Annotated in this window: 19 protein-coding genes; 10 read left to right on the top strand and 9 right to left on the bottom strand. The window is 71.1% G+C overall.

From position 1 onward, the window contains the following. The first annotated feature begins 315 nt into the window (after positions 1-315). Positions 316-1,947: a UvrD-helicase domain-containing protein gene (locus ACIRPT_RS30490; RefSeq protein ID WP_403832863.1), complete on the top strand. Its 1,632-nt coding sequence runs from the start codon at positions 316-318 to the stop codon at positions 1,945-1,947. A 59-nt stretch (positions 1,948-2,006) separates the two neighbouring features. Further along, entirely contained in the window at positions 2,007-2,321 is a 315-nt protein-coding gene (locus ACIRPT_RS30485; RefSeq protein ID WP_403832860.1) for a DUF6343 family protein, read from the top strand. Between the two features lie 201 nt (positions 2,322-2,522). Here ACIRPT_RS30485 and ACIRPT_RS30480 read toward each other — a convergent pair whose 3' ends face one another. From ACIRPT_RS30480 to ACIRPT_RS30465, 4 genes are all read right to left on the bottom strand, one after another. Next, positions 2,523-2,948: a tetratricopeptide repeat protein gene (locus ACIRPT_RS30480; protein ID WP_403832858.1), complete on the bottom strand. Its 426-nt coding sequence runs from the start codon at positions 2,946-2,948 to the stop codon at positions 2,523-2,525. 152 nt (positions 2,949-3,100) lie between these two features. After that, positions 3,101-3,547 (bottom strand): cupin domain-containing protein, encoded by a 447-nt coding sequence (locus ACIRPT_RS30475; RefSeq protein WP_403832856.1) that lies wholly within the window; start codon positions 3,545-3,547, stop codon positions 3,101-3,103. Between the two features lie 23 nt (positions 3,548-3,570). Next, positions 3,571-4,161 (bottom strand): dephospho-CoA kinase, encoded by a 591-nt coding sequence (gene coaE, locus ACIRPT_RS30470; RefSeq protein ID WP_403832854.1) that lies wholly within the window; start codon positions 4,159-4,161, stop codon positions 3,571-3,573. Between the two features lie 131 nt (positions 4,162-4,292). Further along, entirely contained in the window at positions 4,293-5,240 is a 948-nt protein-coding gene (locus ACIRPT_RS30465; protein WP_403507190.1) for a PAC2 family protein, read from the bottom strand. 532 nt (positions 5,241-5,772) lie between these two features. Between ACIRPT_RS30465 and ACIRPT_RS30460 the strand changes: the two genes are divergently transcribed. Continuing rightward, the gene (locus ACIRPT_RS30460) at positions 5,773-6,774 is read left to right on the top strand and encodes a right-handed parallel beta-helix repeat-containing protein (RefSeq protein ID WP_403832852.1); all 1,002 of its coding nucleotides are present in this window, start codon (positions 5,773-5,775) and stop codon (positions 6,772-6,774) included. A 150-nt stretch (positions 6,775-6,924) separates the two neighbouring features. Here the strand turns inward: ACIRPT_RS30460 and rpsA are convergent, their stop codons facing one another. Next, complete coding sequence (gene rpsA, locus ACIRPT_RS30455; protein WP_403507186.1) at positions 6,925-8,442, bottom strand: 30S ribosomal protein S1; 1,518 nt, start codon at positions 8,440-8,442, stop codon at positions 6,925-6,927. Positions 8,443-8,807: 365 nt separating this feature from the next. On the opposite strand from rpsA, the gene ACIRPT_RS30450 reads away from it, so the two are divergent. Further along, positions 8,808-9,623: a class I SAM-dependent methyltransferase gene (locus tag ACIRPT_RS30450; RefSeq protein WP_403832850.1), complete on the top strand. Its 816-nt coding sequence runs from the start codon at positions 8,808-8,810 to the stop codon at positions 9,621-9,623. Continuing rightward, complete coding sequence (gene hrpB / locus ACIRPT_RS30445; protein WP_403832847.1) at positions 9,527-12,148, top strand: ATP-dependent helicase HrpB; 2,622 nt, start codon at positions 9,527-9,529, stop codon at positions 12,146-12,148. Before ACIRPT_RS30450 ends, hrpB begins: the two co-directional genes overlap by 97 nt. A 201-nt stretch (positions 12,149-12,349) precedes the next feature. Here the strand turns inward: hrpB and ACIRPT_RS30440 are convergent, their stop codons facing one another. From ACIRPT_RS30440 to ACIRPT_RS30430, 3 genes are all read right to left on the bottom strand, one after another. After that, entirely contained in the window at positions 12,350-13,342 is a 993-nt protein-coding gene (locus ACIRPT_RS30440) for a DUF3068 domain-containing protein (protein WP_403832844.1), read from the bottom strand. An 18-nt stretch (positions 13,343-13,360) separates the two neighbouring features. Next, a complete protein-coding gene (locus ACIRPT_RS30435) occupies positions 13,361-13,495 on the bottom strand; it encodes an SPW_0924 family protein (RefSeq protein WP_403507178.1) in 135 nt (44 codons plus the stop codon). Positions 13,496-13,659: 164 nt separating this feature from the next. Then, positions 13,660-15,525: a lytic transglycosylase domain-containing protein gene (locus ACIRPT_RS30430; protein WP_403832842.1), complete on the bottom strand. Its 1,866-nt coding sequence runs from the start codon at positions 15,523-15,525 to the stop codon at positions 13,660-13,662. Positions 15,526-15,676: 151 nt separating this feature from the next. On the opposite strand from ACIRPT_RS30430, the gene ACIRPT_RS30425 reads away from it, so the two are divergent. Next, complete coding sequence (locus ACIRPT_RS30425) at positions 15,677-16,630, top strand: DUF4184 family protein (protein WP_403832839.1); 954 nt, start codon at positions 15,677-15,679, stop codon at positions 16,628-16,630. A gap of 345 nt (positions 16,631-16,975) precedes the next feature. Here the strand turns inward: ACIRPT_RS30425 and polA are convergent, their stop codons facing one another. Next, complete coding sequence (gene polA / locus ACIRPT_RS30420) at positions 16,976-19,636, bottom strand: DNA polymerase I (RefSeq protein WP_403833154.1); 2,661 nt, start codon at positions 19,634-19,636, stop codon at positions 16,976-16,978. Positions 19,637-19,909: 273 nt separating this feature from the next. On the opposite strand from polA, the gene ACIRPT_RS30415 reads away from it, so the two are divergent. From ACIRPT_RS30415 to ACIRPT_RS30400, 4 genes are all read left to right on the top strand, one after another. After that, positions 19,910-22,228, top strand: a complete 2,319-nt coding sequence (locus ACIRPT_RS30415; RefSeq protein ID WP_403832837.1) for an FdhF/YdeP family oxidoreductase — start codon at positions 19,910-19,912, stop codon at positions 22,226-22,228. A gap of 199 nt (positions 22,229-22,427) precedes the next feature. Continuing rightward, positions 22,428-22,901: a PaaI family thioesterase gene (locus ACIRPT_RS30410; protein WP_403832834.1), complete on the top strand. Its 474-nt coding sequence runs from the start codon at positions 22,428-22,430 to the stop codon at positions 22,899-22,901. A 535-nt stretch (positions 22,902-23,436) separates the two neighbouring features. Continuing rightward, positions 23,437-24,657 carry a branched-chain amino acid ABC transporter substrate-binding protein gene (locus ACIRPT_RS30405; RefSeq protein WP_403833151.1) on the top strand — a complete coding sequence of 407 codons (1,221 nt, stop codon included), beginning with the start codon at positions 23,437-23,439 and terminating at the stop codon, positions 24,655-24,657. A gap of 107 nt (positions 24,658-24,764) precedes the next feature. Continuing rightward, positions 24,765-25,694 (top strand): branched-chain amino acid ABC transporter permease, encoded by a 930-nt coding sequence (locus ACIRPT_RS30400; protein WP_403832831.1) that lies wholly within the window; start codon positions 24,765-24,767, stop codon positions 25,692-25,694.

Genomic DNA, 25,694 nt, shown 5'->3' with positions numbered 1-25,694 from the left:
CGCGCCCCGCCGATGTACTCCTCACGCTCTTCGCTGCCCCGCGAAGAACTGGTCACCGGCGGCGCTGCACCGCCGCAGTTCTGCAGGAATTCGATGGAATCACACGGCACTGACAACGCGGCCCTCCCCTGCCTCCCCTCGCAGGTCAAGGGCGTTACACACGGCCGATGCCGCGGGCCGGAAGCGCCACCGGAAGGCCACCGGACCAAAGTTGTCCACAGGCCACGAAGCGCATCCCCGCATCGCCGCGAAAGAGGCTACAGTGCGCACACATCGTCACTCTCGGTGACTATGCAAGCTGAGCGAGGAGCCGTCATGCACACCCCCACACCCGAACAGTCCGCCGCGGCCGAGGCCTTTCGCACCGGCGCGCATCTCGTCATTCAGGCCGGTGCCGGCACGGGCAAGACGACCACCCTCGCGATGCTCGCGCATGACGCGCAGCGACCGGGCCGCCTCGGCCGATATATCGCCTTCAACAGAGCCATCGCCCGCGACGCCGCCAGAACGTTCCCCGCCGAAGTGGCCTGCGGGACCGCCCATTCCCTCGCCTACAACTCAGTCGGCAGGAAGTACCAGGCCCGGATGAACGCCCCCAGGCAAGCAGGATGGCGGACGGGCGCCGCCCTCGGCATCGACGAAGGCCTATCGGTGCGCCTCGGCGCACGCAAGGTCAACAACAGGGCGCTCTCTTATTCGGCGCTGCGCACGGTCACCCGCTTCTGCCAGTCGGCCGACAAAGACATCGCACGCCACCACGTCCCGCCTTTGCGCGGCGCCGCATCGGAAGCCCTGCACGATCAGCTCTCCGACCTCGTACTGCCCTATGCCCGCAAGGCCTGGGCCGATCTTCAGCATCAGGACCGCGGCGTGGTCCGCTTCGAACACGACCACTACCTGAAGATGTGGGCACTGCAAGAGCCCGTGATCCAGGCGGATTTCCTGCTCCTCGACGAAGCCCAGGACACCAACCCCGTCGTCGAGCAGGTCTTCTCCGCCCAGCGCGACCACGCCCAGCTGGTGCTGGTCGGCGACTCGGCCCAGGCGATCTACGGCTGGCGAGGGGCACGCGATGTCATGACGGGATTCGACGGCGAACAGCTCACCCTCACCCGCTCCTTCCGCTTCGGCCGGGCATTGGCGGCGGAGGCCAACCGCTGGCTGACGATCGTCGGCGCGCCCATCCGGCTCACAGGATCACCGCAGGTGGAGACGGAGCTGACAAGGCTGGCCACGCCGGAGGCGATTCTGTGCCGGTCGAATGTCGGCGCCATGGTGGAGGTGATACGGCAGCTGGAAGCGCACCGCAGGGTCGCGCTCGCCGGGGGTGGCGAGGCGCTGAGCGCACTGGCGCGGGCCGCGCACGACCTCGAGGCCGGCCGACGGACGATGCACCCCGAGCTGATGCTCTTCGAGTCCTGGTCGGAACTGCGCGAGTACGCGGAGTACGACCCGGCCGGACGGGATCTGCTGCCGCTGGTGGAGCTCGTCGACGAGCACGGAACGGCGGCCCTCTTACATGCCCTGCACCGCCTCTCACCGGAGGAATCCGCCGAGGTCACGGTGTCCACTGCGCATCGGGCCAAGGGGCGGGAGTGGGCGAGCGTGCGCATCGCGGGCGATTTCACCGGCCCCGATGATCTCGACGAACACGGCGCGGACGGAAAACCGCTCCCTGGTCCGATCGACATCGACGAGGCACGCCTGGCGTACGTAGCAGTGACACGTGCCAGAGCCCGACTCGACATCGGCGGCCTGTCCTGGATCAACGGCCACCCGGCAGGCGATCCTGATCCAAGCCCTGCGCGCTCCACCCCCACGACAACGGATCCCGGCCCGGCACCGCCCGAAACCGCTCACGAGCAGCCACTCACCGACCGCAGAGAACACAAGATCCACGAGAGGGGACCCGCGACCGGGGACGCGGCTCCCACTTCCGCCACCTGAAGCGGATCAGTGACGGGCTCGCCATTCGGGAGGATCCTGGAGAGGGGAGATGGGCACCGATGCGTACGGGAAATGAGCCGCTTCAGGCGCGCAGCCCGCTGAAGATCCGCCTCGGGCTGGCGCTGTGGGGCATGCTGTGGGCCATCGCCGGAGCCGTCGCCTTCGTCGCGGCCGGACGGCCGGAGTGGGCAGCGGCCTGCGCCGCCCTGGCGCTGCTGGCCGCCACGGACCTGGCCATCGTGATCCGGCACATGCATCAAGGGCCGCACTATCAGCCGGGCAAGGACATACCGCCCTACGAACCTGACCGCGGCCGGAACGACGTCTTCGGCCGCCGGAACGCCAACGGCCGGAGGCGCAACCCCAGGCCGTAGAACTCACACCCGGGTGCCGGGTGGGGCTGAGCCGGCATGGCACCACTCGACTCCACGGCAGTGGGCCCTACCTGCAGCATGCCCCGGGACGGGAGGCAACCGACCAAGAGCCGAGGAAGGTGGGCGGCGTACAGGAGGGACGAGTGGTGTTTGGGGGTGGGGCGGGGCGGGGGGGGTGGGCCCCCCGGGGGGCGCTGGGCTTCACGACGCGGCATCGCCGCTCGGCCCCCGCCCTCGATCCCCATTGCCACCCTGAGTGCCACCCGCAGGTGCGAAACGGGCCGCCTCGACGAAATCCGGGCGGGGGTCCAGGGCCGCCGCCAGACGGAAGTGGCGCAGGGCCTCGTCGGTGCGGTTGGCGCGTTCCAAGGTACGGGCCAGGGCGAAATGAGCGTAGGCGTTGGCCGGCTCGCGTTCCAGGACGATCTGGAACTCCAGCTCGGCCGACCGCAGTTGAGCGGCCAGGAAGAAGGCGCGGGCGCGCAGCAGGCGGGCCGCGGTGTTCTCCGGGTGGGCGGTGATGACCGGGTCCAACAAGCGGATCGCACCGCGCGGATCGCGGGCTGCCAGCAGTTGCTCCGCGGCGCGGAAGTCGATGACATCCGTCTCGGGACTGCGCTCGGGCACGGCCGTCTCCTCTCCGTAGCCGTACGGGCGGCCCTCATCAGCCACCCGTACGCCATGACGTGCGGCACAACAACCGCGTCAGTCGCCGCATTCCCGGTCGGCGGGGCGGCGAACCGCCCCGGTGCACCCGGCACACCGCGCGCCCCGGCCCGTTACAGGCTGATGTGGTACGCCTTGCGCAACGTCTCGTGCACGGTCCACTGCGTGCGGTCGCCCTCGCGCAGAACGCAGGCGTCGCCCGGTCCCACCTCGAGCACCGAGCCGCCCTCGACGGCGATGGTGGCGCGCCCGCTGACGACCACGAAGAGTTCGTTGGCCTCGGTGTCGGTCACCACACCCGGCGTGATCTGCCAGATCCCCCGGATCTGCTTGCCGTCCGGGGACTCCCACAGCACCTTGCCCGTCACCACCGGATCACCCGAGATGATCTGTTCGGGATCCAGCGGTTCCGGCTCCAGATCGGCGTCCGCGATGCCGGGGATGTTCACGACGAAGGACGCGGGAGCCGCGCCGTCGGAGGCGGGAGAGAGGGCGGGCGAGGCAGGAGCGGCGGTCGGCTCGGCGTCGGGAGTCTCAGGGTCGAGGTGGGTTGCACTCATGGCGGCGAGGGTACCGCCCGGCCTCAGGCGCCCCGCAGCCGCTCCCATACCGCGCGGACCTGCGGTTCCAGTGCCTCGAGGGGGCCATCGTTGTCGATGACGTGATCCGCGACCGCCAGCCGCTGTTCGCGGGTCGCCTGGGCGGCCATCCGGGACTTCGCCTCGTCCTCCGTCATTCCGCGCAGCCGTACCAGCCGGTCCAGCTGGGTCTGCGGTGCGGCGTCGACGACGACGACAAGGTCGTAGAGCGGCGCCAGGCCGTTCTCCGTCAGCAGCGGCACGTCGTGGACGACAACGGCATCCGGCCCGGCCGACGCCTCGAGTTCGGCCGAGCGCGCACCCACCAGCGGGTGCACGATCGCGTTGAGCGCCTTGAGCTTCTCGGGGTCGGCGAAGACAATCCCGCCGAGTTTCGGCCGGTCCAGGGTGCCGTCCGGGGCGAGGACGCCCTCCCCGAACTCCTCGACCACCGCCGCGAGCCCGGGCGTGCCCGGCTCGACGACCTCTCGGGCGATCTTGTCCGCGTCCACGATCGCCGCGCCGTACGACGCCAGCAACCGCGAGACCTCACTCTTGCCCGCGCCGATTCCGCCCGTCAGCCCCACCTTGACCATGCGGTCACGCTATACGGTCGCACCACCGGGACGGTGCGCAGCCCCGAAACCATGCCCCGGCGACGGCTCCCCTCCCGTCCGACCCGGGCGGTCCGGAGGTTCCGGCGCACAAGGCCGGCCGGTGGCCGCGCTCAGGCTCCGCCGCCCTCGCTCTCCCGCTCCGCCAGGAAGCGCTCGAATTCCCTGCCGATCTCGTCGGCGGAGGGGAGTTCCACCGGCTCGGCGACCAAGTTCCCCCGGCTCTCCGCTCCGGCCACCGCGTCGTACTGGTGCTCCAGCCCGCTGACCAGCGCGACCAGCTCCTCGTCGCCCTGCGAGATCTGACGCTCGATCTCCTCCTGCGTCCGCAGCGCCTCCATGCGCAGCGCGTGTGCGGCGCCAGGCAGTACCAGGCCCGTGGCCGCCGTCACGGCTTCCAGGGCCGTGAGCGCGGCGTCCGGGTATGCGGAGCGGGCGATGTAGTGCGGGACGTGCGCCGCCACGCCCAGTACGTCGTGTCCGGCCTCGGCCAGCCGGAATTCGATCAGCGATTCCGCGCTGCCGGGCACCTGCGCCTCATCGAAGAAGCTGGTGTGCCCCGGCATCAGGTCGGTGCGGTTGCCGTGCGGGGTGATGCCCACGGGGCGGGTGTGCGGGACGCCCATCGGGATGCCGTGGAAGTTGACCGACAGCCGGACGCCGAGCCGCTCGACGATCTGGCGCACCGCGGCCGAGAAGCGTTCCCACTCCACATCGGGCTCGGGGCCGGAGAGCAGCAGAAAGGGTGCTCCGGTCGCGTCCTCGACGAGCCGCAGCTCGATGCCGGGGGTTTCGAAGGCGGTCCAGTGGTCCCGCTCGAAGGTGATCAGCGGCCGCCGGGCGCGATAGTCGATCAGCCGGTCGTGGTCGAACCGGGCGACCACGCGGTGCGGCAGACCCTCCAGCACCTGTTCCACGATCTGGTCGCCGGCCTCTCCGGCGTCGATATAGCCGTCGAAGTGGTACAGCAGCACCAGTCCGGCGGAGTCCGTGGCGGCGATCGCCTCGACCGCTGCGAGCCCGCTGGGCTCCCATTCGTACAACCCCTGGGGATCCAACACAGTGAGCGCTCCTCCTCATGTCCGTGTGCGACAACGTCCGAACGCGGGCTCGCATTCCCGGTCCGGCGTCCGATGCCGCACACGGCGCAAAAGGACCCCCGTACCGCACAGCGCCGGCCGGCAACCGCCCGCGCCCGCTTTCGCCGCGTACGTCACCCCCGCACGCTCGTCGCCGCACCACGCTCGCCGCGCATCCCAGCGCCACGGATGAGTTCGCGCCATTGTCACGGCCGCCACCGCAGGCCCGTACCGGACCAAGACGCCCGCCCCGCGAACTCCCCCGCGTAACCCCTCCCTTGGAATGCGGCCCCTCCGCAACATTCACGCCCTGGTCGGCCCTCACGCCCTCCGCAGCCATCGCCCAATTCATGTCCATGAACTAACAAGGCAGGTCCGGAACCCAACACCCCTCTCCCGCACAGGAGTTGCCGCCCCCGCCACCCCTTGACGCCCACGACTCACCCCTCTACTTTCACCACCACCCTCGCGATTCATACTCCAGTCCACTGTTCATATATGGAAAGGCAGTTGGATGCGCATCAGGCCCCGCCTCACCCTCCCGGCCGCCGTCCTGCTGGCGGCCGGCACCGTCCTCACCGTTACGGCCACCGCCCTCGGCACCCCGGCAGCGGCTCCGGCCGCCCGCCACTCCCCCGCCCGGGTGATCGATGTATCGACCGCGGCCCAGCTCAAGACCGCCCTCGCCGCCGCCGAGCCCGGCGACACCATTCAGCTCGCCGACGGCACGTACAACGGCAATTTCACGGCCTCCGCCGCGGGTACTGCGGCCGCCCGGATCGCCCTCGCAGGATCATCGAAGGCGGTGCTCAAGGCAGGCGGCGGCTACGGGCTGCATCTGGACGGCGCCTCGTTCTGGACCGTCAGGGGGATCTCCGTCACGGGTGGCCAGAAAGGGATCGTGACGGACGCCGCGAACGGTGTCGTCATCGACTCCGTCACCGTGCATGACCTGGACATGGAGGGCGTGCACTTCCGCACGTCCAGCAAGGACGGCGTCATCAAGAACTCCACGATCCGCGACACCGGCAAGAACGGCCGCGGTATGGGCGAGGGGATCTACGTCGGCAGCGCGGGCGGTACGGACGACAAGAGCGACAACGTCCGGATAGTCGGCAACACCATCGGGCCCGGTGTCGGCGGCGAGAACATCGACATCAAGGAGGGCACCACCGGGGCGAAGATCAGCGGCAATACGTTCGACGGCAGCGGTCTGACCGGCGCCCACTTCGACGATTCGTGGGTCGACATCAAGGGCAACAAGGTCGTCGTCGAGAACAACACGGGCAAGCACACCACCAACGACGGTTACGAGACGCACTCCCCGCAGTCGGGCTGGGGCTGCGGCACGGTCTTCCGTGGGAACAAGTCCGATCTGAGCGGCGCCACCGGATCCGGCCGTTACAGCTTCAACGTCACCCATTACGACCCGTCCGGCTGCCCGGTGACCATCACGGGCGACAACACCGTCACCGGCGGCCGCGGCATCGCCAACCCGGGAATCCCCGTCGGCTGACCCTCAGGAGCCCAAGAGCTCCCGCCCTCCTCAGGCACCCGGGCACCACATACCCCCGGACGAACGACGAAGGCCCGCTCCCCCGGAGGGGAACGGGCCTTCGCCTATCGGCTAGTGCCTAGCGGCGAGCCGCCGCCTGTCGGCAAGAGCTCAGCTCTGGCCGCCGGCCAGCTTCTCGCGGAGCGCGGCGAGCGCCTCGTCCGACGCCAGGGCGCCGGAGTTGTCCGCCGACTCCGAGGAGTACGAGCCACCGGAGACCTGGCCGCCACCGGCCTGGCCGCCACCCTGCGCCGCCGGCGCCGCAGCACCCTCGGCCGCAGCCTGCTCGTCGGCCTCGCGGGACTTGATGACCTGGGCCTGGTGCTGCTCGAAGCGCTGCTGCGCCTCGGCGTACTGGTTCTCCCACGCCTCGCGCTGGGTCTCGTAGCCCTCGAGCCAGTCGTTGGTCTCGGGGTCGAAGCCCTCGGGGTAGATGTAGTTGCCCTGGTCGTCGTACGACGCGGCCATGCCGTACAGGGTCGGGTCGAACTCGACGGCCGACGGGTCGGCGCCGAAGGACTCGTTGGCCTGCTTCAGCGACAGCGAGATCCGGCGACGCTCGAGGTCGATGTCGATGACCTTGACGAAGATCTCGTCGTTGACCTGGACAACCTGCTCCGGGATCTCGACGTGGCGCTCGGCCAGCTCGGAGATGTGGACCAGGCCCTCGATGCCCTCGTCGACGCGAACGAACGCACCGAAGGGAACGAGCTTGGTGACCTTACCCGGGACGACCTGACCGATCTGGTGGGTCCGGGCGAACTGCTGCCACGGGTCTTCCTGGGTCGCCTTGAGCGACAGGGACACGCGCTCGCGGTCCATGTCGACGTCCAGGACCTCGACCGTGACCTCCTGGCCGACCTCGACGACCTCGGACGGGTGGTCGATGTGCTTCCAGGACAGCTCGGAGACGTGGACGAGACCGTCGACGCCGCCCAGGTCCACGAAGGCACCGAAGTTGACGATGGAGGAGACGACGCCGGAGCGCACCTGACCCTTCTGGAGGGTGGTGAGGAAGGTCTGGCGGACCTCGCTCTGGGTCTGCTCCAGCCAGGCACGGCGGGACAGGACCACGTTGTTGCGGTTCTTGTCCAGCTCGATGATCTTGGCCTCGAGCTCCTTGCCCACGTAGGGCTGGAGGTCGCGAACGCGGCGCATCTCGACCAGGGAGGCCGGGAGGAAGCCACGGAGGCCGATGTCGAGGATGAGACCACCCTTGACGACCTCGATGACGGTACCGGTGACGATCCCGTCCTCTTCCTTGATCTTCTCGATCGTGCCCCAGGCACGCTCGTACTGAGCGCGCTTCTTGGACAGGATGAGGCGGCCTTCCTTGTCCTCCTTCTGGAGAACCAGGGCCTCGATCTCGTCGCCGACGGCAACGACCTCGTTGGGGTCGACGTCGTGCTTGATCGAGAGCTCGCGGCTCGGGATGACGCCTTCGGTCTTGTAACCGATGTCGAGCAGGACCTCGTCCCGGTCGACCTTCACGATGACGCCGTCGACGATGTCGCCGTCGTTGAAGTACTTGATCGTCTCGTCGATCGCGGCGAGGAAGGCTTCCTCGTTACCGATGTCGTTGACCGCAACCTGCGGGGTGGTGGCGGTGGTCTCGGTGCTGCTCGTCATGTGGGAAAGGGCTCCGGTACGGACATTGAGTCGTAGGTACTGCTACGCCGAGAGCCGGTATCGCCTCTGCATAAGCCGGACAGCGTCAAGGCGCACTCTCAGGAAGCTCCGCTCTTGGCCGGAGCACCCGAAACGCCTCAAAAACCGAGGGGTGCATACAGATGCGAGCGCGGCCTGCTCCGTCTGAGGCGCGCAAGCCCGCAGCGCAACTTGTAGCATACGGGCGCAGCCGGACACGGTCAATGCGCGAACGCGCACACCGGGGGCAGAAACCCCATAACCGGCACACGCGGTGTTCCGCGAGGTCGAACGGCCTCACAGTCCCTGCAGCTCCAAGCAGAGCGAAGACTACGACGACGGGCGCGATGAACCAAGAGCACGAGCCGGAGGCGACCCGACGTGACGCCTCGGACACGGAAAGCAGCCTGGCCAGCCGGGGCTGGTGGGACCGTAACGCCGATGAGTACCAGAGCGAGCACGGCGCGTTCCTGGGGGACGACCGGTTCGTCTGGGGTCCCGAGGGGCTGGACGAGGCGGTGGCCGGGCTGCTGGGGCCGGCGGCGGAGCTGAAGGACAAGCGGGTCCTGGAGATCGGGGCCGGCGCGGCGCAGTGCTCGCGCTGGCTGGCGGCGCAGGGGGCCCGTCCGGTGGCGCTCGACCTCTCCCACCGGCAGCTGCAGCACGCGCTGCGGATCGCCGACGGGGCGCCGGGCGAGCCTCAGCTGGTGGAGGCGGACGCCGGGGCGCTGCCGTTCCGGGACGGCTGCTTCGACCTCGCCTGTTCCGCGTACGGCGCGATTCCGTTCGTCGCCGAGCCGGTGCGCGTGTTGCGGGAGGTGCGCAGGGTGCTGCGGCCGGGTGGCCGGTTCGTGTTCTCGGTGACGCACCCCATTCGCTGGGCGTTCCCCGACGAGCCGGGGCCCGAGGGGCTGTCCGTGTCAGCCTCGTACTTCGACCGCACGCCGTATGTGGAGCAGGACGAGACCGGCCGGGCGGTGTATGTCGAGCACCACCGGACGGTGGGTGACCGGGTGCGGGACGTGGTGGCCGGCGGCTTCCGGCTGGTGGATCTGGTCGAGCCGGAATGGCCGGAATGGAACGCTCAGGAGTGGGGTGGCTGGTCCCCGCTGCGGGGGAATCTGATCCCAGGGACGGCGATCTTCGTGTGTGTGGCCGAGTGAGCGGGGACATCCGCCACGCCGCCCTGGACCGGCTGCCCGTACGGACCGCGCTGCCCGCGCTGCGGGAGGCCCTGGAAGGGGCCGGCGCGGCCGTACTGTGCGCGCCGCCGGGCACCGGGAAGACGACGTTGGTGCCGCTGGCGCTGGCCGGGCTGACCGGCGAGGGGCCCGCGCGGCGGGTGCTGGTCGCCGAGCCGCGGCGGATCGCGGCCCGTGCGGCGGCGCGGCGGATGGCCTGGCTGCTGGGTGAGCGGGTCGGCGGGACGGTGGGGTTCACGGTGCGCGGGGAGCGCCGGGTGGGGCCGCGTACGGCCGTGGAGGTGGTGACCACCGGGGTGCTGCTGCAGCGGTTGCAGCGGGACGCGGAACTGGCCGGGGTGGATGTGGTGGTGCTCGACGAGTGCCATGAGCGGCATCTGGATGCCGATACCTGCGCGGCGTTTCTGCTGGACGTACGGGAGACCCTGCGGCCCGAGCTGCGGCTGGTGGCGGCGTCGGCGACGACCGACGCCGAGGGCTGGGCCCGGTTGCTGGGCGGCGGCGGGGGCGCGGCGCCGGTGGTCGAGGCGGCCGGCGTGTCGCACCCGGTGGCGGTGGTGTGGGCGCCGCCGGAGCGGCCGGTGCGGCCGCCGCACGGGATACGGGTGGATCCCGCGCAGCTGGCGCATGTGGCCGCGGTGGTGCGGCGGGCGCTGCGGGAGCAGAGCGGCGATGTGCTGTGTTTTCTGCCCGGTGTAGGGGAGATCGGGCGGGTCGCGGGGCAGCTGGCGGGGGTGGACGCCGAGGTGCTGCAGGTGCACGGGCGGGCGTCGGCCGAGGCGCAGGACGCGGTGCTGGCGGGGAGCGATGCGGGAGGGGAGCGCAGGGTCGTGCTGGCGACGTCCGTGGCGGAGTCGAGTCTGACCGTGCCCGGGGTGCGGGTGGTGGTGGACAGCGGGCTGGCGCGGGTGCCGCGGATGGATCATGCACGGGGGCTGAGCGCGCTGGCGACCGTACGGGCCTCGCAGGCGGCGGCCCGGCAGCGGGCCGGGCGGGCCGGGCGTGAGGCGCCGGGTGTGGTCTATCGCTGCTGGTCGGAGGGGGAGGACGGGCGGCTGCCGCGGTTCCCGGACCCGGAGATCAAGGTCGCCGATCTGACGGCGTTCGCGTTGCAGGCGGCGTGCTGGGGCGATCCCCAGGCGGCCGGGCTGGCTCTGCTGGACGCGCCGCCGTCCGGTGCGCTGGCGGCGGCGCGGGAGGTCCTGACGGCGATCGGCGCGGTGGACGCGGAGGGCCGGGCGACCGGGCGTGGCGTACGGATGGCGCGGCTCGGGCTGCATCCGCGGCTGGGCCGGGCGCTGCTGGACGGCGCGCGGGAGATCGGGGTGCGGCGGGCGGCGGAGGTGGTGGCGCTGCTGAGCGAGGAGCCGCCGCGGGCCTATGGGGACGATCTGGCGGCGGCGTGGCGTACGGCCCGCCGGGGTGGCGATGCGTACGCGGCCAGGTGGCGGCAGGAGGCGCGGCGCCTGGCATCCGCGGCGGAGGGGGCGGTCGAGGCGGCCGGGACGGGTGCGGGGGACGACGCCGATGCGGGGATCGTTGCCGCGCTGGCGTTTCCGGAGCGGGTGGCGCGGGCCAGAGGCGCCGGCAGCCTTCTGATGGCGTCCGGGACCGGGGCCGAGCTCGGCGGGGAGGCCTCGCCGCTGCGGGATGCGCCGTGGCTGGCGATCGCAGTGGCGGACCGGCCGGTGGCCGCGGCGTCCGCCCGGGTGCGGCTGGCGGCCGTGATCGATGAGGGGACGGCGTGTGCCGCGGCGCGGGCGCTGTATTCCTCGGGTGAGGAGGTGCGCTGGTCGGACGGGGACGTGGTGGCCCGGAGCGTGCGCCGGCTGGGGGCGATCGAGCTGGCCGCCCGGCCGCTGGCCGCGCCGGATCCGGCGCTGCTGCGGGAGGCGGTGGTGTCGGGGCTGCGCCGGGAGGGGCCCGGTCTGCTGCGCTGGTCGGCGGGGGCGGTGTCGGTGCGTCAGCGGATGGCGTTTCTGCACCGGGTGCTGGGCGCGCCGTGGCCGGATGTGTCGGAGGCGGCGCTGCTGGAGCGGGCCGAGGAGTGGCTGGGGGTGGAGCTGGACCGGGCGCGGCGGCGGGCCGATCTGCAGCGGATAGATGCGGGGCAGGCGTTGGCCCGGCTGCTGCCGTGGGCGACGGGCGACGCGGCGCGGTTCGACGAGCTGGCGCCGGAGCGTGTCGAGGTGCCGAGCGGGTCGCGGGTGCGGGTGGATTACGGGGGCGAGCAGCCGGTGCTGGCCGTGAAGCTGCAGGAGATGTTCGGCCTTGAGGAGACGCCGCGCATCGCGGGGGTCGCGGTGCTCGTGCATCTGCTGTCCCCCGCCGGGCGGCCCGCTGCCGTGACCGCCGACCTCGCGTCGTTCTGGCGCGAGGGCTACCGGTCGGTGCGGGCGGAGCTGCGCGGCCGGTACCCGAAACATCCGTGGCCCGAGGACCCGGCGGGGGCCGTGCCGACGCGGCGTACGAACACGCGGCGCTGAGCGGGCGGATGACGAACCCATTCGTCCGCGAGCCGTCGGGTATCCGGCCGGACGCCTCGGTCGCGGCGGCGGTCGCCGACCCGTCGGTCCGGGTCAGGTCCGCCGACTCGGCCCTCCGGTGGGCCGGTACGGCATCGGGAGCGCGCAGCACAAGTGCCATGTGCCCAGGCCAGGGCCGAGCACTGACAGTGGCCTTTGGCATCAGACCCCGGCGGGCTCCGGCAGCTGCGGTGCGGCCTGATCCGGCTCGCCCGGCCTGCGGCTCCGGGCCTCCAGCCACAGGGCGAGGGCCAGCAGGGCCGCGCCCAGGGTCAGGAAGCCCCAGGGCAGATAGCTGGTGAGCAGCAGGACGAGGGTGCGCTGGGACTTCACCAGGGCGACGGTGGAGGCGACGTAGTCGTCGCGCATTTTCACATGGCCGGCGAAGGCGGTGACCTTGCCGCCGCCGGGCAGCAGATCGCCACCGCGCAGCTCCTCCTTATGGATCTCCTGGCCGTTGACCGGAGCCCCGGTGACCGGGTCGACCCAGAACATCCGCTTGGTGGAATACCAGCGGGTGGTGCCCATCTTCTCGACGGACTGGGGGGTGATGCCCTTGACCGGCATCTTCTTGGGAAGCGGGACCTTGGTCCAGGGGATGGTCTGCTCGAAGTAGTAGACCTCCAGCCCGTGGAAGGTCGTTGTCCCCTTGTAGTGGATGGGGGCGGAGGTGCGGGTCTGCGCGTCGAAGTAGGTGTAGTCGCGCTTCTCGGTGAGGAAGGGCCACTTGTACTCGATGCCCTCGCGGCGTACCGGGTCGCCGTCGACCGTCTCGCCGGTGGCGTGCACGGGTTCCTGGGAGTGGGCGTCGAAGATGTAGCGCTCGGGGACCTCGGAGACCATCTTGCCGTCGGGTCCGGCCACGTAGGACAGCGCGTCCCAGACGACGACGTCGCGGCCCGCGGTCTTCTCGATGCGGTCGGATGCGCCGACGTTGCCCTTGAGGGTCTGCACGATGGTGACCTTGGGGACGCGCCTGGCCTTCATCGTGCCGTAGTCGAGGAGGGTGGCGGGTCCGGCCTCCAGGACCATGTCCTGGTACTGACTGGGCGGGATCTTGGCGAGCCGGGGGAAGGCGTACCACCGCATCAGCGGCGACAGGGTGGTGAAGAAGACGGCGAAGGCGAGCAGTACCAGGCTGGCTTTGCGGCGCATGGCGGATTCGTCCCTCCCTCAGCGGTGTTCTGGGACGGTGGTCAGCAGCGGCTTGGGTGAGGTCGTGCCGCTGGGCGCGCCGATCGCCGTGATGGTGACGATGAGGGCGAGCGCCGCGGCCAGTCCGACGACGGCTGCTGTCAGGGCGCGCATGGCCGGCCTCCCGAAGAGCGCTGGAGCTGATACGGCGTCAGGTCGGGGCACCGTAGCAACGGGGGGCCGAGATGAGAACACGTTGCACCCGACGACACATGGCACCGCCGTCCGGCCCTGGACGGCGGGCGGGACGGCGGTGGGGCGGGGCGGCGCGGGCTGGTTCAGCCCTGGCCGGGCGGTGTGACCTCGAGTTCGACGATGAGTGAGACGCCGTCGCCGGTGATCAGCCGCAGCAGGAACGTCCCGGTGTGCGTGTCCGTGTAGATCTTCGGGAGCTGGAGCAGGCCGTTGGCGTCGGTGGTGAGGGCCGTGAGGGTGCGTACGGGCTTGTCCTTGTCGGCGCCGGTGGCCTCGGGGTCCTTGAAGTAGGGGCCCTTGTCGTTCTCCACAGGGCTCTTCGGGCTCTGGGGGTTCTTGGGGGTGGTCTGGCCCTGGGGACTCTCGGGGCTCTGGGTGTCGGGGTCCTCGGTCACCATGGTCGCGGTGACCGGCACTCCGGCGGCGGTCTTGCCCTGGCGGGTCGCCCTGACCTCGATCGCGCCCGGCGCGAATGCCTGGCCCGCGGTCACCGTCAGCTTCTTGTCCGAGGTACGGACGAGCCGGTCGGCCCGCGGCGCGGGCTTGGCCTTGACGGTGGCGTCGAAGGCCACGGCGGGCGCGCTCCTGCCGACGGCCGTCGCCCGGAGGGTGAAGGTGCCGGTCCGGTCGCCCGCGTGCAGCGTGGGCGCGGTGGCCAGGCCGTCCTTGCCGGTGGTGACGGTGACGGTGGTGGCGGCGCCGGGGAAGCGGGCGTCCGTGGTCTTGGGGAGGGTGAAGCGGATGGCGGCGCCGGCGACCGGCTTGCCCGCGGCGTCCGCGGCACGTACCCGCGGCTTCGCGGCGAAGTCCGTGCCCGCGGTGGCGCTCAGGTCGTGGTCGCCGACCCGCTGGAGGGCGGTGACTCCGGCGGGCTTGGCGGGATCGGTGGGCTTGGTGGGCGGCTTGGGGGTGGGGGTCGGGTGGGGGTTGCCGGAGGTGCCGGCGCCGCCCCGGGTGTGGCCGGTGCCGTTCGGACCGCCCGGCTCGGCGGATCCGTTCGGCTTTCCCTTGGCGGGGTGGCGGTTCTTGCCCGGCGCGCCCGCGGTGCCGTGGCCCGTACGCCCTCCGCGCCGGCCGCCGGCGCGGTCGTCGCCTCCGGTGGCACCGGCCCGGCGCACCGGGAGCACGCCCTTGCCGTCCGGCACCTCGTACGTGCCCGTGCGGTAGAACGCGTACCAGGACAGCACCGTCCGCAGATACGCCGCGGAGTCGTTGTAGCCGAGGATCGCGCGGTCGAGGTCGTCCGCCGCGGACAGGTCGCGGCCGCCGGCGCAGAGATAGCGGCCGGCGGCGAGCGCCGCGTCAAAGACGTTGTGGGGATCCTTCTTGCCGTCGCCGTTGCCGTCCGCGCCCCAACCCGCGCCGAGCGGCCCGCCGTTGGACCACGTGGAGGGGATGAACTGCATCGGGCCGACGGCGCGGTCGTAGGTGCGGTCGCCGTCCAGGCGGCCGCCGTCGGTGTCGCCGATGCGGGCGAAGCCGTGGCCGTTGAGCTGGGGGCCGAGGATCGGCGCGAGGGTGGTGCCGGTGGCGTCGACGGCGCCGCCGCGCGCTTGGCCGGATTCGACCTTGCCTATGCCGGCGAGCAGCTGCCACGGGAGTCGGCAGCCCGGTTCGGCGTCGTCGAGGCGGGCGGCGGCCTTCTTGTAGGCGGCGAGGACGGTGGCCGGGATGCCGGCCTGGGCGGGCCCGGTGGCCAGGGGGCCGCCATGGGGGCGGTGTGAACCACCGTGCGGGACGGTGCTGTTGAGGGGTGGGAGGTCCGCGTAGTAGCCCGCGCCGCCGTCGATGGGGGCGTCGGCGGGCAGCGGGCCCGGGTCCGGCTCCGTGGCGGCCGCATGCTCCAGTGCGCCCGGCGCCTGAGAGGCGGTCAGCGCGGCCAGCGCCAGCGCCACCACGGCCGTTGAGGCCGCTCCCCTGCGGTGCCGTCGCCCGAATGTGGCTGCCATACGTGCCGTCCCCTCCACGTCGACCTCCCGCGCGTACCACGCGGTGCGCGCCCCCCGCGCTCCAACTCGGGCGACACTACGACATCTCGGGCCGGGCAGCTACCGCTCTCATCGGCCGACATAATGATCCGAATCGATCGAGGAGGGGGCCATGCCGTTCACGCTCAGCCATGCCGCCGCGGTGCTTCCGGCGATCCGCCGGACGGGCGCGGGGCGCGGACCGTTGGTCGCCTCGGCTCTCGTTGCGGGCTCGTTCGCGCCGGACCTGACGTATTACGCGGACACGGTGGTGCCGGGCGCCATGGAGTTCGGGGAGGTCACGCACGGTCTGCCCGGTGTGCTGACGGTGGATGTCGCCGTTACCGCGGCGCTGGTGGGCGGCTGGCTGCTGGTGCGCGAACCGCTGCTGGCGCTGCTCCCGGGGGCGTGGCGGGGTCCGGCGTACGCAGTCGCCCGCGGCCGCCCCTGGCAGCCGCGGGGTACCCGCCAACTCGCCGCGCTGACCGGATGGTTCTATGTTTCCGCGGTGCTGGGCTGCGCGTCCCACGTCGTGTGGGACGCCTTCACCCACCCGGGCCGCTGGGGCACCCGGCTGATTCCCGGGCTGAACGAGTGGGTGGGCGGCCGGCCCGTCGCCATGTATCTGCAGTACGGCACCTCGGCGCTCGCGCTGGCGGCGATCGGCTGGTTCCTGTGGACGGCGCTACGCCACGCGCGCGCCGAGGTGCCCCCGGCCGCCGTCCCCTCTCTGAGCGTCCGGCTGCGGCTGCTGCTGACCGTGCCGCTCGCCCTGTGTGTCCTGGCCGGTGCCGCCGACCGGACCTTGCGGGCGTACGCCGTCTACGACGACACGGCCACCTGGTTCGACTACATCCCGTCCGCCCTCTTCGGCGCGGGCGCCGGGCTCGTCCCCGGGCTGGCGCTGTACGCCGTGGCCGTACGGCTGCTGCACCGCCGGATGCGCCGGAGGCACGGCGCGGATGACGGCGGCCGGGCGCCCACGGCCGATGGCGGCGACGCGCCGCTTCCGCCGACGGGGCCCGCCGACGACCGCGTGGCCGCGGGGACTTCCGTACGGGCGTCGGGGCCGCCGTCCCGGCCGTAGGCGGCGCCTCGCCGTGAGGCGGCCTCTCTCGGTGAGACGCCGCCTCACTCCGACGGGAAGCGTCTCGCCGATCGCGTGGTGAGCCGGTCGCTCACCGGGACAGCCATGAGGCGTGGGCGGCAGCGATGGCCAACCCGGGCCTTCAAGCCCGGTTGCGGGCCTTCGAGAGGACCCGCAACCGAAGGTACCGGCGAGCCCGGCCCCGTCCGAGGTAGTTGCCGGCTGCGACGGACAGACGCAGGTCAGCCGGCACTTCGGAATTCGGACGCAAGCGGCCCCGGGGGCTCGGGACAACGCCCACCCCGCCCCCGGGGCCGTCTCCACGCGGCTGCCGTACCGGCGGGCTCAGTGCGCCGCCGATTCCCAGTCCTTGCCCGAGCCGACCGAGACGTCCAGCGGGGCGCTCAGTTCGACCGCGTCGGCCATTTCGCGGCGGACCAGTTCCTCGACCTTCTTGCGTTCGCCGGGGGCCACCTCGACCACGATTTCGTCGTGGACCTGGAGCAGCAGTCGCGACTGCAGCCCGGCCTCGCGCAGGGCCGCGTCGACCTTGAGCATGGCGATCTTGACGATGTCGGCGGCGGTGCCCTGGATGGGGGCGTTCAGCGCCATCCGCTCGGCCATTTCGCGGCGCTGGCGGTTGTCGCTGTTGAGGTCGGGGAGGTAGCGGCGGCGGCCGAGGATCGTTTCCGTGTAGCCGGTGGCGCGGGCCTCCTCGACGACGCGCTGGAGGTAGTCGCGTACGCCGCCGAAGCGCTCGAAGAAGTTGTCCATCAGCTTGCGGGCCTCGTCGGGCTGGATGCCCAGCTGCTGCGAGAGGCCGAACGCCGACAGGCCGTATGCCAGCCCGTAGGACATCGCCTTGATCTTGCGGCGCATCTCCGGGTCGACCTGGTCCTTGGCGACCGAGAAGACATGGGAGGCGACGGTGGTGTGCAGGTCCTCACCGGAGGTGAAGGCCTCGATCAGGCCCTCGTCCTCGGAGAGATGGGCCATCACCCGCAGCTCGATCTGGCTGTAGTCGGCGGTCAGCAGCGACTCGAAACCCTCGCCGACGACGAAGCCGCGGCGGATGGCCCGGCCCTCGTCCGTACGGACCGGGATGTTCTGGAGGTTGGGGTCCGTGGAGGACAGCCGGCCGGTGGCGGCGACGGTCTGGTTGAAGGTGGTGTGGATGCGGCCGTCCGCGGCGATGGTCTTGATCAGGCCCTCGACCGTCGTGCGCAGCTTGGCCTGCTCGCGGTGACGGAGCATGATCACCGGGAGTTCGTTCTCGGTCTGCGCGGCCAGCCACGCCAGGGCGTCGGCGTCGGTCGTGTAACCGGTCTTGGTCTTCTTGGTCTTGGGCAGGCCCAGCTCACCGAAGAGGACCTCCTGGAGCTGCTTGGGCGAGCCGAGGTTGAACTCATGGCCCGCTGCGGCGTGCGCCTCCTGTACGGCCTGCTGGACGGCGCCCGCGAACTGCTGCTCCATCCGCTCCAGCCAGCCCCGGTCGGCGGCGATGCCGGACCGCTCCATCCGGGCCAGCAGGGCGCTGGTGGGCAGCTCGACATCGCGCAGCAGCTCCGCGGCGCCGACCTCCTGCAGCTTGGTCTCGAACGCCGTCCCCAGGTCGAGGACGGTGCGGGCGTTGCCCATCAGGGCGTCCGCCTCGGCCTCCTCGTCCGCGCCGAAGGCCAGCTGGCCGTCGCCCGCGGCGGCCGGGGCGAGATCGCGGCCCAGGTACTCGATGGACAGGGCGTCCAGGGCGAAGGAGCGGCGGCCGGGCTTGACCAGATAGGCGGCCAGGGCGGTGTCCATCGTGACGCCCTCGATGAGCCAGCCGTGCTCGCCGAAGACCCGCATCAGGCCCTTGGCGTTGTGGATCACCTTGGGCCGGGCCGGATCCGCGCTCCAGGCGGCGAAGGCCCGCTCGTCGGCCTCGTCCAGCTGGGACGGGTCGAACCAGGCGGCCGGCCCCTCGGGGGTGGCCAGCGCCACCTCGGCGACGCTGCCGCTGCCCAGGGTCCATACGTCGACGGTGGCGACGCCCACCGGGCGCGTGCCGTGTTCGGCCAGCCACGGAGCGAGCTCGCCCGCGCCCAGGACCGTGCCGTCCACCTCGATGCCGCCGGCCGGCTGCGCCTCCTCGGCGGTCTCCTCGGCGCCCGGGTCGACGGCGTGCAGCCGGTCGCGCAGACCCTGGTTGCGGATCTCCAGGGCGTTGAGGAAGACCTTGAGCGCCTCGCGGTCGTATGCCTCGCGGGTCAGCGCGTCGGGGCCGCACGGCAGCTCCACATCGCGGACCATCTCCGTCAGCCGGCGGTTGAGCTTGACCGACTCCAGGTGCTCGCGGAGGTTGGCACCCGCCTTGCCCTTGACCTCCTCGGCGCGCTCCACCAGCTCCGCGAACGAGCCGAACTGGTTGATCCACTTCGTGGCGGTCTTCTCGCCGACGCCGGGGATGCCGGGGAGGTTGTCGGACGGGTCGCCGCGCAGCGCCGCGAAGTCCGGGTACTGAGCAGGGGTCAGGCCGTACTTCTCGAAGACCTTCTCCGGGGTGAAGCGGGTCAGCTCCGAGACGCCCTTGGTGGGGTAGAGGACCGTGACATCGTCGGAGACCAGCTGGAAGGAGTCGCGGTCGCCGGTGACGATGGAGACCTCGAAGCCCTGGGCGACGGCCTGCTGGGTGAGCGTGGCGATCACGTCGTCGGCCTCGAAGCCCTCGACCGCGAACCGCTTGACATGCATGGCGTCGAGCAGCTCGCCGATCAGCTCGACCTGACCCTTGAACTCGTCGGGCGTCTTGGAGCGGTTCGCCTTGTAGTCGGGGAACTCCTCGGAGCGCCAGGTCTTGCGCGAGACGTCGAAGGCCACCGCGAAATGCGTGGGCGCCTCGTCGCGCAGGGTGTTCGCGAGCATCGACGCGAAGCCGTAGATCGCATTGGTCGGTTGTCCCGTGGCGGTGGTGAAATTCTCCACGGGCAGGGCGAAGAACGCCCGGTATGCCATGGAATGCCCGTCCATCAGGAGCAGACGGTGACGGCCGCCCGCCGCCGCCTCGGTGCCGGTCGCTTCGCTCTTCTTCGCTGCCTTTGCTGCCACGCCCCCGATCCTGCCACGCCGCACTGACAATCCCCGCCGCGGACGCCGTCCCGGCCGCCGGCAAGCCCCCGCGCTCCGGGCCTACGCCACCCGCTCCGGTCCGTGACAGGATCTGCGAGGTAACGGATGTGTACGGCAACGATCCGCCCCACCCCCGGCGGACCCGGCACAGCACACGGCTCAAGGGAGAGCGCCATGGCAGGCAAGCCGCCCGCATCGGACCCGGTCCAGGACGCACCCGAGGTCGGCCCGCCGCAGCACTCCGCCGTCGGCCTGCCGGCGATCACCCACGCCCTGCGCATCTCCCAGCAGCAGATGGGCGTCAAGCGCACCGCCCTCACCCTGCTCCGCGTGAACCAGAAGGACGGCTTCGACTGCCCCGGCTGCGCCTGGCCCGAGGGCGACAAGCGGCACGCCGCCGAATTCTGCGAGAACGGCGCCAAGGCCGTCGCGGAGGAGGCCACCCTGCGCCGGGTCACCCCGGACTTCTTCGCCGCACACTCCGTCGCCGGCCTCGCCGGCCGCAGTGGCTACTGGCTCGGCCAGCAGGGCCGCCTCACCCACCCCATGTACCTGGCCGCGGGCGCCGACCACTACGTTCCCGTCCCCTGGGAGCGGGCCTTCGACATCATCGGCGAGGAGCTGGCAGCCCTCGATTCCCCGGATGAGGCCGTCTTCTACACCTCCGGCCGCACCAGCAACGAAGCCGCCTTCCTCTACCAGCTCTTCGCCCGCGAATTCGGCACCAACAACCTCCCCGACTGCTCCAACATGTGCCACGAGTCGTCCGGCTCGGCCCTGACGGAGACCATCGGCATCGGCAAGGGCAGCGTCCTGCTGGAGGACCTCTACAAGGCCGACCTGATCATCGTCGCCGGGCAGAACCCGGGCACCAACCACCCCCGGATGCTCACCGCCCTGGAGAAGGCCAAGGCCGGCGGCACAAAGATCATCTCGATCAACCCGCTGCCCGAAGCCGGCCTGGAGCGCTTCAAGAACCCGCAGACCCCGCGCGGCCTGGCCGGCGGCGGCACCGCCCTGACCGACCTCTTCCTCCAGGTACGCCTCGGCGGCGACCAGGCACTCTTCCGCGCCCTGAACCGCGCGATCCTCGAGACGGACGGCGCCGTCGACGAGGAGTTCATCCGCGAACACACCCACGGATACGAGGAGTTCGCGCGGGCGGCCCGCGCCGACGACGACTGGGACGAAACGCTGCGCGCCACCGGCCTGGCCCGCGAGGAGATCGACCGCGCGCTGGCCATGGTCCTCGCCTCCCGGCGCACCATCGTGTGCTGGGCGATGGGCCTGACCCAGCACAAGCACTCCGTCCCCACCATCCAGGAAGTCGTCAACTTCCTGCTGCTGCGCGGCAACATCGGCCGCCCCGGCGCGGGCGTGTGCCCCGTGCGCGGCCACAGCAACGTCCAGGGCGACCGCACCATGGGCATCTTCGAGCGGCCCGCGCCCGCCTTCCTGGATGCCCTGGAGAAGGAATTCGGCTTCGCGCCGCCCCGCGAGCACGGCCTCGATGTCGTACGGGCCATCCGCGCGCTGCGCGACGGCCGGGCCAAGGTGTTCTTCGCGATGGGCGGCAACTTCGTCTCCGCCACTCCCGACACCGACGTCACCGAGGCCGCCATGCGCCGCGCCCGCCTCAGCGTCCACGTCTCCACCAAGCTCAACCGCTCCCATGTGATCACCGGCGCCCGCGCGCTGATCCTGCCCACCCTGGGCCGCACGGAGCGCGACGTCCAGGTCGGCCCGGACGGGAAGAGCGCCGCGCAGTTCGTGACCGTCGAGGACTCCATGGGCATGGTGCACGCCTCCCGAGGACGCCTGGAGCCGGCGAGCCCCCAGCTGCTGTCCGAGACGGCGATCGTCGCCCGCCTGGCCCGTCGGGTCCTGGGCGAGGCCAGCCGCACGCCCTGGGAGCAGTTCGAGCGGGACTACGCGACGATCCGCGACCGCATCGCGCACGTCATCCCCGGCTTCGAGGACTTCAACGCCAAGGTCGCCCGCCCCGACGGCTTCGCCCTGCCGCACGCCCCCCGGGACGACCGCCGCTTCCCCACCGCCACCGGGAAGGCCAACTTCACCGCCGCCCCGGTGGAGTACCCCGCCGTCCCCGAAGGACGGCTGCTGCTGCAGACGCTGCGCTCGCACGACCAGTACAACACCACCATCTACGGCCTCGACGACCGCTACCGGGGCATCAAGAACGGCCGCCGCGTGGTGCTCGTCCACCCCGACGACGCCCGCGCCCTGGGCCTGGCCGACGGCGCGTACACCGACCTGGTCAGCGAATGGACGGACGGCAGCGAGCGGCGCGCGCCCGGCTTCCGGGTGGTGCACTACCCCACGGCCCGCGGCTGCGCGGCCGCCTACTACCCCGAGACCAATGTGCTCATCCCGCTCGACCACACCGCGGACATCAGCAACACCCCCGCGGCCAAGTCCGTGGTGATCCGTCTGGAGAACGCCGAGAGCTCCCCGCAGGACACCCCGGGCTGAGCGCTTGCTCAGGAGCCTGATAGGAACAGGCACGGTCGATGACGGTCACGGCCGACGCCGATCACCACCAACGACGGTCACGACCGGCGCCGGTACGAACGACGCCGGTCACGACCACCAACCGGCCACGACCAACGACGGCCACAACCGACAACGATCACGGGCGCGACGATCACGGGCAGCGAACGGAGCCGCAGGCATGGGTGAGCAGAACACGACCAAGTTTCCGCAGGAGATCCTGGAGCAGTGGGCGGGCCTCGGCCTCGACCTGCCCGCCCTGTTCTCCGCCGGCCACCTCGGCGAGCGGATGAGCGTGCAGGTCCTCGAGGCCGCACCGGAGCGGGTCGTGGGCGTCATGCCCGTCGAGGGCAACACCCAGCCCTACGGGCTCCTGCACGGCGGCGCCTCCGCCGTGCTCGCCGAGACCCTCGGCTCGGTCGGCTCCATGCTGCACGGCGGCCCCACCAAGCTCGCCGTCGGCGTCGACCTCAACTGCACCCACCACCGGGGCGCCCGCTCGGGCCTCGTCACCGGCGTCGCCACCCCCGTACACCGCGGCCGCTCCACCGCCACCTACGAGATCGTCATCACCGACGAGCAGGACAAGCGGGTCTGCACCGCACGGCTGACCTGCATGCTGCGCGAGGTGGAAGCAGACGCCTACCGCAGCTGAACCACCCCGCCACGACGGCCCCGCCCCCGGCCCCAGGGAGCGGGGCCGTCCGCATGCCCCGGCCCCGGGACCGCACCTCCCGGCCTTCCGGACCGCAGACGTCACGCAGACGCCCCCGTACACATTTTCGTAACGCTGCGTAACACGCGCACCATTCCGCAACGGCCCCATCCCCCCTCCCCCGCACCGCCGTTGACGCCCCCGCGCCCACCCCATCCGGTATGCGGACGCCGTACCGACACCTCGGCCCACATTCCCCCGCGGAAGTGCAACTTCACCTTCCGTACCGCGTCCGCCCCCGAGGTGTAAGGACCATGACGGCATAACGCTCATCGCAGGTCATAACAAGAGCGTCACATCCTGCTCAGCGCCTCTGCCGGGGGACGAAACACCGCTCTAGAGTTCACCGCCAGTCACCGCGCTGACGGGCGCGCTGCAAGCACGGCCCCTGTGCCACCCCGTACAGACCGCGCGAAACGGCCATGCGACAACCGTGGCCGCGCCAGGGAAAGGACTGATCGTGCGTCACCGTTCCTTGCTCATCCTCACCACCGCGGTCGCCACCGGCGCCCTCACGCTCTCCGCGTGCGGCTCCCGGGGCGACGACAAGAGCGGCGACGGCTCCAAGACCACCGTCGTCATCGGCCTCGACGCCCCCACCACCGGCGAGCTCTCCGCCCTCGGCCTGGGCATCCGCAACTCCGCCCAGCTCGCCATCGACAACGCCAACAAAGCCGGCGAGGTCAAGGGCATCACCTTCAAACTCGAAGCCCTCGACGACAAGGCCCTGCCCAACGTCGGCCAGCAGAACACCACCAAGCTCGCCGGCGACAAGGACGTCCTCGGCATCGTCGGACCGCTCAACTCCGGCGTCGCCCAGTCCATGCAGCAGGTCTCCAAGCAGAACAACCTCACCCTGATCTCCCCGGCGAACACCACGCCCGACCTCACCCAGGGCAAGGATTGGCGCCAGGACAAACGCGCCCGCCAGTTCCCCACCTACTTCCGCACCGCCACCACCGACGAGGTGCAGGGCGCCTTCGACGGCCAGTACGCCTTCGAAAAGATGAAGGCCAAGAAGGCCTATGTCATCGACGACCAGAAGACCTACGGCGTCGGCCTGGCCTCCTCCTTCAAGGACCAGTTCACCAAGCTCGGCGGCAAGGTCGTCGGCACCGAACACATCAGCCCCGACGACCGCGACTTCAAAGCCGTCGTCTCCAAGGTCAAGGCCAAGAGCCCCGACCTGGTCTTCTACGGCGGCGAATACCCCGCCTCCGGCCCGCTGAGCCAGCAGCTCAAGGACGGCGGCGTCACCGTGCCCCTCATGGGCGGCGACGGCATGTACAGCGCCGACTACATCAAGCTCAACAAGAAGGCCCAGGGCGACTACGCCTCCTCCGTCGGCAAGCCCGTCGAACAGCTCGCCTCCGCCAAGAAATTCATCGCCGACTACAAGGCGGCCGGCTTCAAGGAGGCCTACGAGGCCTACGGCGGCTCCACCTACGACGCCACCTGGGCCCTCATCCAGGCCGTCAAGGCCGTCGTCGGCGACAACGGCGGCAAGCTCCCCGACGACGCCCGCACCAAGGTCGTCGACGCCATGAACAAGGTCAAGTTCGACGGCGTCACCGGCAGCATCGCCTTCGACAAATACGGCGACACCACCAACACCATGATCACCGCTTACCAGGTCGACAAGGGCGCCTGGAAGTCCCGCTTCAGCGCCGAATTCAAGAAGTTCGACAAGAGCTGACGCACCCGCACGGCCGGCCAACCGGGCCGCGCCAGGACACCCGCACACCCTGGCGCGGCCCGCGGCACACCAATGCCACCCCACTCCCACACAACGGAGGCCCTGCGGTGAACGAACTGCCGCAACAGCTGGCCAACGGACTCATCCTCGGCGCGATGTACGGTCTCATCGCGATCGGCTACACGATGGTCTACGGAATCGTCCAGCTCATCAACTTCGCCCACGGCGAGATCTTCATGGTCGGCGGCTTCGGGGCACTCAGCGTCTACCTCGCCCTCCCCACCGGCACCTCGCTCGCCCTCGCCCTGCCCGTCATGCTCATAGGCGGCATCGCCGTATCCGTCCTCGTCGGCGTCGCAGCGGAACGATTCGCCTACCGCCCACTGCGCGGCGCCCCCCGCCTCGCCCCCCTCATCACCGCCATCGGACTGTCCATCGCCCTCCAGCAAGCCATCTGGAAGTGGTACCCCGACGGCAAACAGGCCCGCGTCTTCCCCCAGTTCAAGGGCCACTCCTTCGACATCCTCGGCGCCACCGTCCAACGCGGCGACCTCTTCGTCCTCATCGCCGCCCCCGCCTGCATGATCGCCCTCGGCTTCTTCGTGTCGAAAACCCGCAGCGGCCGCGCCATGCAGGCCACCGCCCAGGACCCCGACACCGCCAAACTCATGGGCATCAACACGGACCGCATCATCGTCCTCGCCTTCGCCATCGGCGCCGCCTTCGCCGGCGTCGCCGCCGTCGCCTACGGCCTGCGCACCGGCGAGGTGCAGTTCCGGATGGGCTTCATCATGGGCCTCAAGGCCTTCACCGCAGCCGTCCTCGGCGGCATCGGCAACATCTACGGCGCCATGCTCGGCGGCGTCGTCCTGGGCATCGCCGAAGCCCTCGCCACCGCCTACATCGAGGAAATCCCCGGCATGCAGCAATTCGGCGGCGGAGCCTGGAAGGACGTCTGGGCGTTCGTCCTCCTCATCCTCGTACTCCTCCTGCGGCCACAAGGCCTGCTGGGCGAACGCGTCGCGGATCGGGCGTGA

It is taken from the genome of Streptomyces sp. NPDC101227 (assembly GCF_044767545.1).
GTDB lineage: Bacteria > Actinomycetota > Actinomycetes > Streptomycetales > Streptomycetaceae > Streptomyces.
Note: the sequence above shows the minus strand (reverse complement) of the source record. Positions and strands in the feature narration are given on the sequence as shown.

Excerpts from the sequence above, each read along its gene's own strand:
- ACIRPT_RS30490 (WP_403832863.1), top strand. The coding sequence starts at position 316 with ATGCACACCCCCACACCCGAACAGTCCGCCGCGGCCGAGGCCTTTCGC.
- ACIRPT_RS30485 (WP_403832860.1), top strand. The coding sequence starts at position 2,007 with ATGCGTACGGGAAATGAGCCGCTTCAGGCGCGCAGCCCGCTGAAGATC.
- ACIRPT_RS30475 (WP_403832856.1), bottom strand. The coding sequence starts at position 3,547 with ATGAGTGCAACCCACCTCGACCCTGAGACTCCCGACGCCGAGCCGACC.
- coaE (WP_403832854.1), bottom strand. The coding sequence starts at position 4,161 with ATGGTCAAGGTGGGGCTGACGGGCGGAATCGGCGCGGGCAAGAGTGAG.
- ACIRPT_RS30460 (WP_403832852.1), top strand. The coding sequence starts at position 5,773 with ATGCGCATCAGGCCCCGCCTCACCCTCCCGGCCGCCGTCCTGCTGGCG.
- rpsA (WP_403507186.1), bottom strand. The coding sequence starts at position 8,442 with ATGACGAGCAGCACCGAGACCACCGCCACCACCCCGCAGGTTGCGGTC.
- ACIRPT_RS30450 (WP_403832850.1), top strand. The coding sequence starts at position 8,808 with ATGAACCAAGAGCACGAGCCGGAGGCGACCCGACGTGACGCCTCGGAC.
- hrpB (WP_403832847.1), top strand. The coding sequence starts at position 9,527 with ATGGCCGGAATGGAACGCTCAGGAGTGGGGTGGCTGGTCCCCGCTGCG.
- ACIRPT_RS30440 (WP_403832844.1), bottom strand. The coding sequence starts at position 13,342 with ATGCGCCGCAAAGCCAGCCTGGTACTGCTCGCCTTCGCCGTCTTCTTC.
- ACIRPT_RS30435 (WP_403507178.1), bottom strand. The coding sequence starts at position 13,495 with ATGCGCGCCCTGACAGCAGCCGTCGTCGGACTGGCCGCGGCGCTCGCC.
- ACIRPT_RS30430 (WP_403832842.1), bottom strand. The coding sequence starts at position 15,525 with ATGGCAGCCACATTCGGGCGACGGCACCGCAGGGGAGCGGCCTCAACG.
- ACIRPT_RS30425 (WP_403832839.1), top strand. The coding sequence starts at position 15,677 with ATGCCGTTCACGCTCAGCCATGCCGCCGCGGTGCTTCCGGCGATCCGC.
- polA (WP_403833154.1), bottom strand. The coding sequence starts at position 19,636 with ATGGACGGGCATTCCATGGCATACCGGGCGTTCTTCGCCCTGCCCGTG.
- ACIRPT_RS30415 (WP_403832837.1), top strand. The coding sequence starts at position 19,910 with ATGGCAGGCAAGCCGCCCGCATCGGACCCGGTCCAGGACGCACCCGAG.
- ACIRPT_RS30410 (WP_403832834.1), top strand. The coding sequence starts at position 22,428 with ATGGGTGAGCAGAACACGACCAAGTTTCCGCAGGAGATCCTGGAGCAG.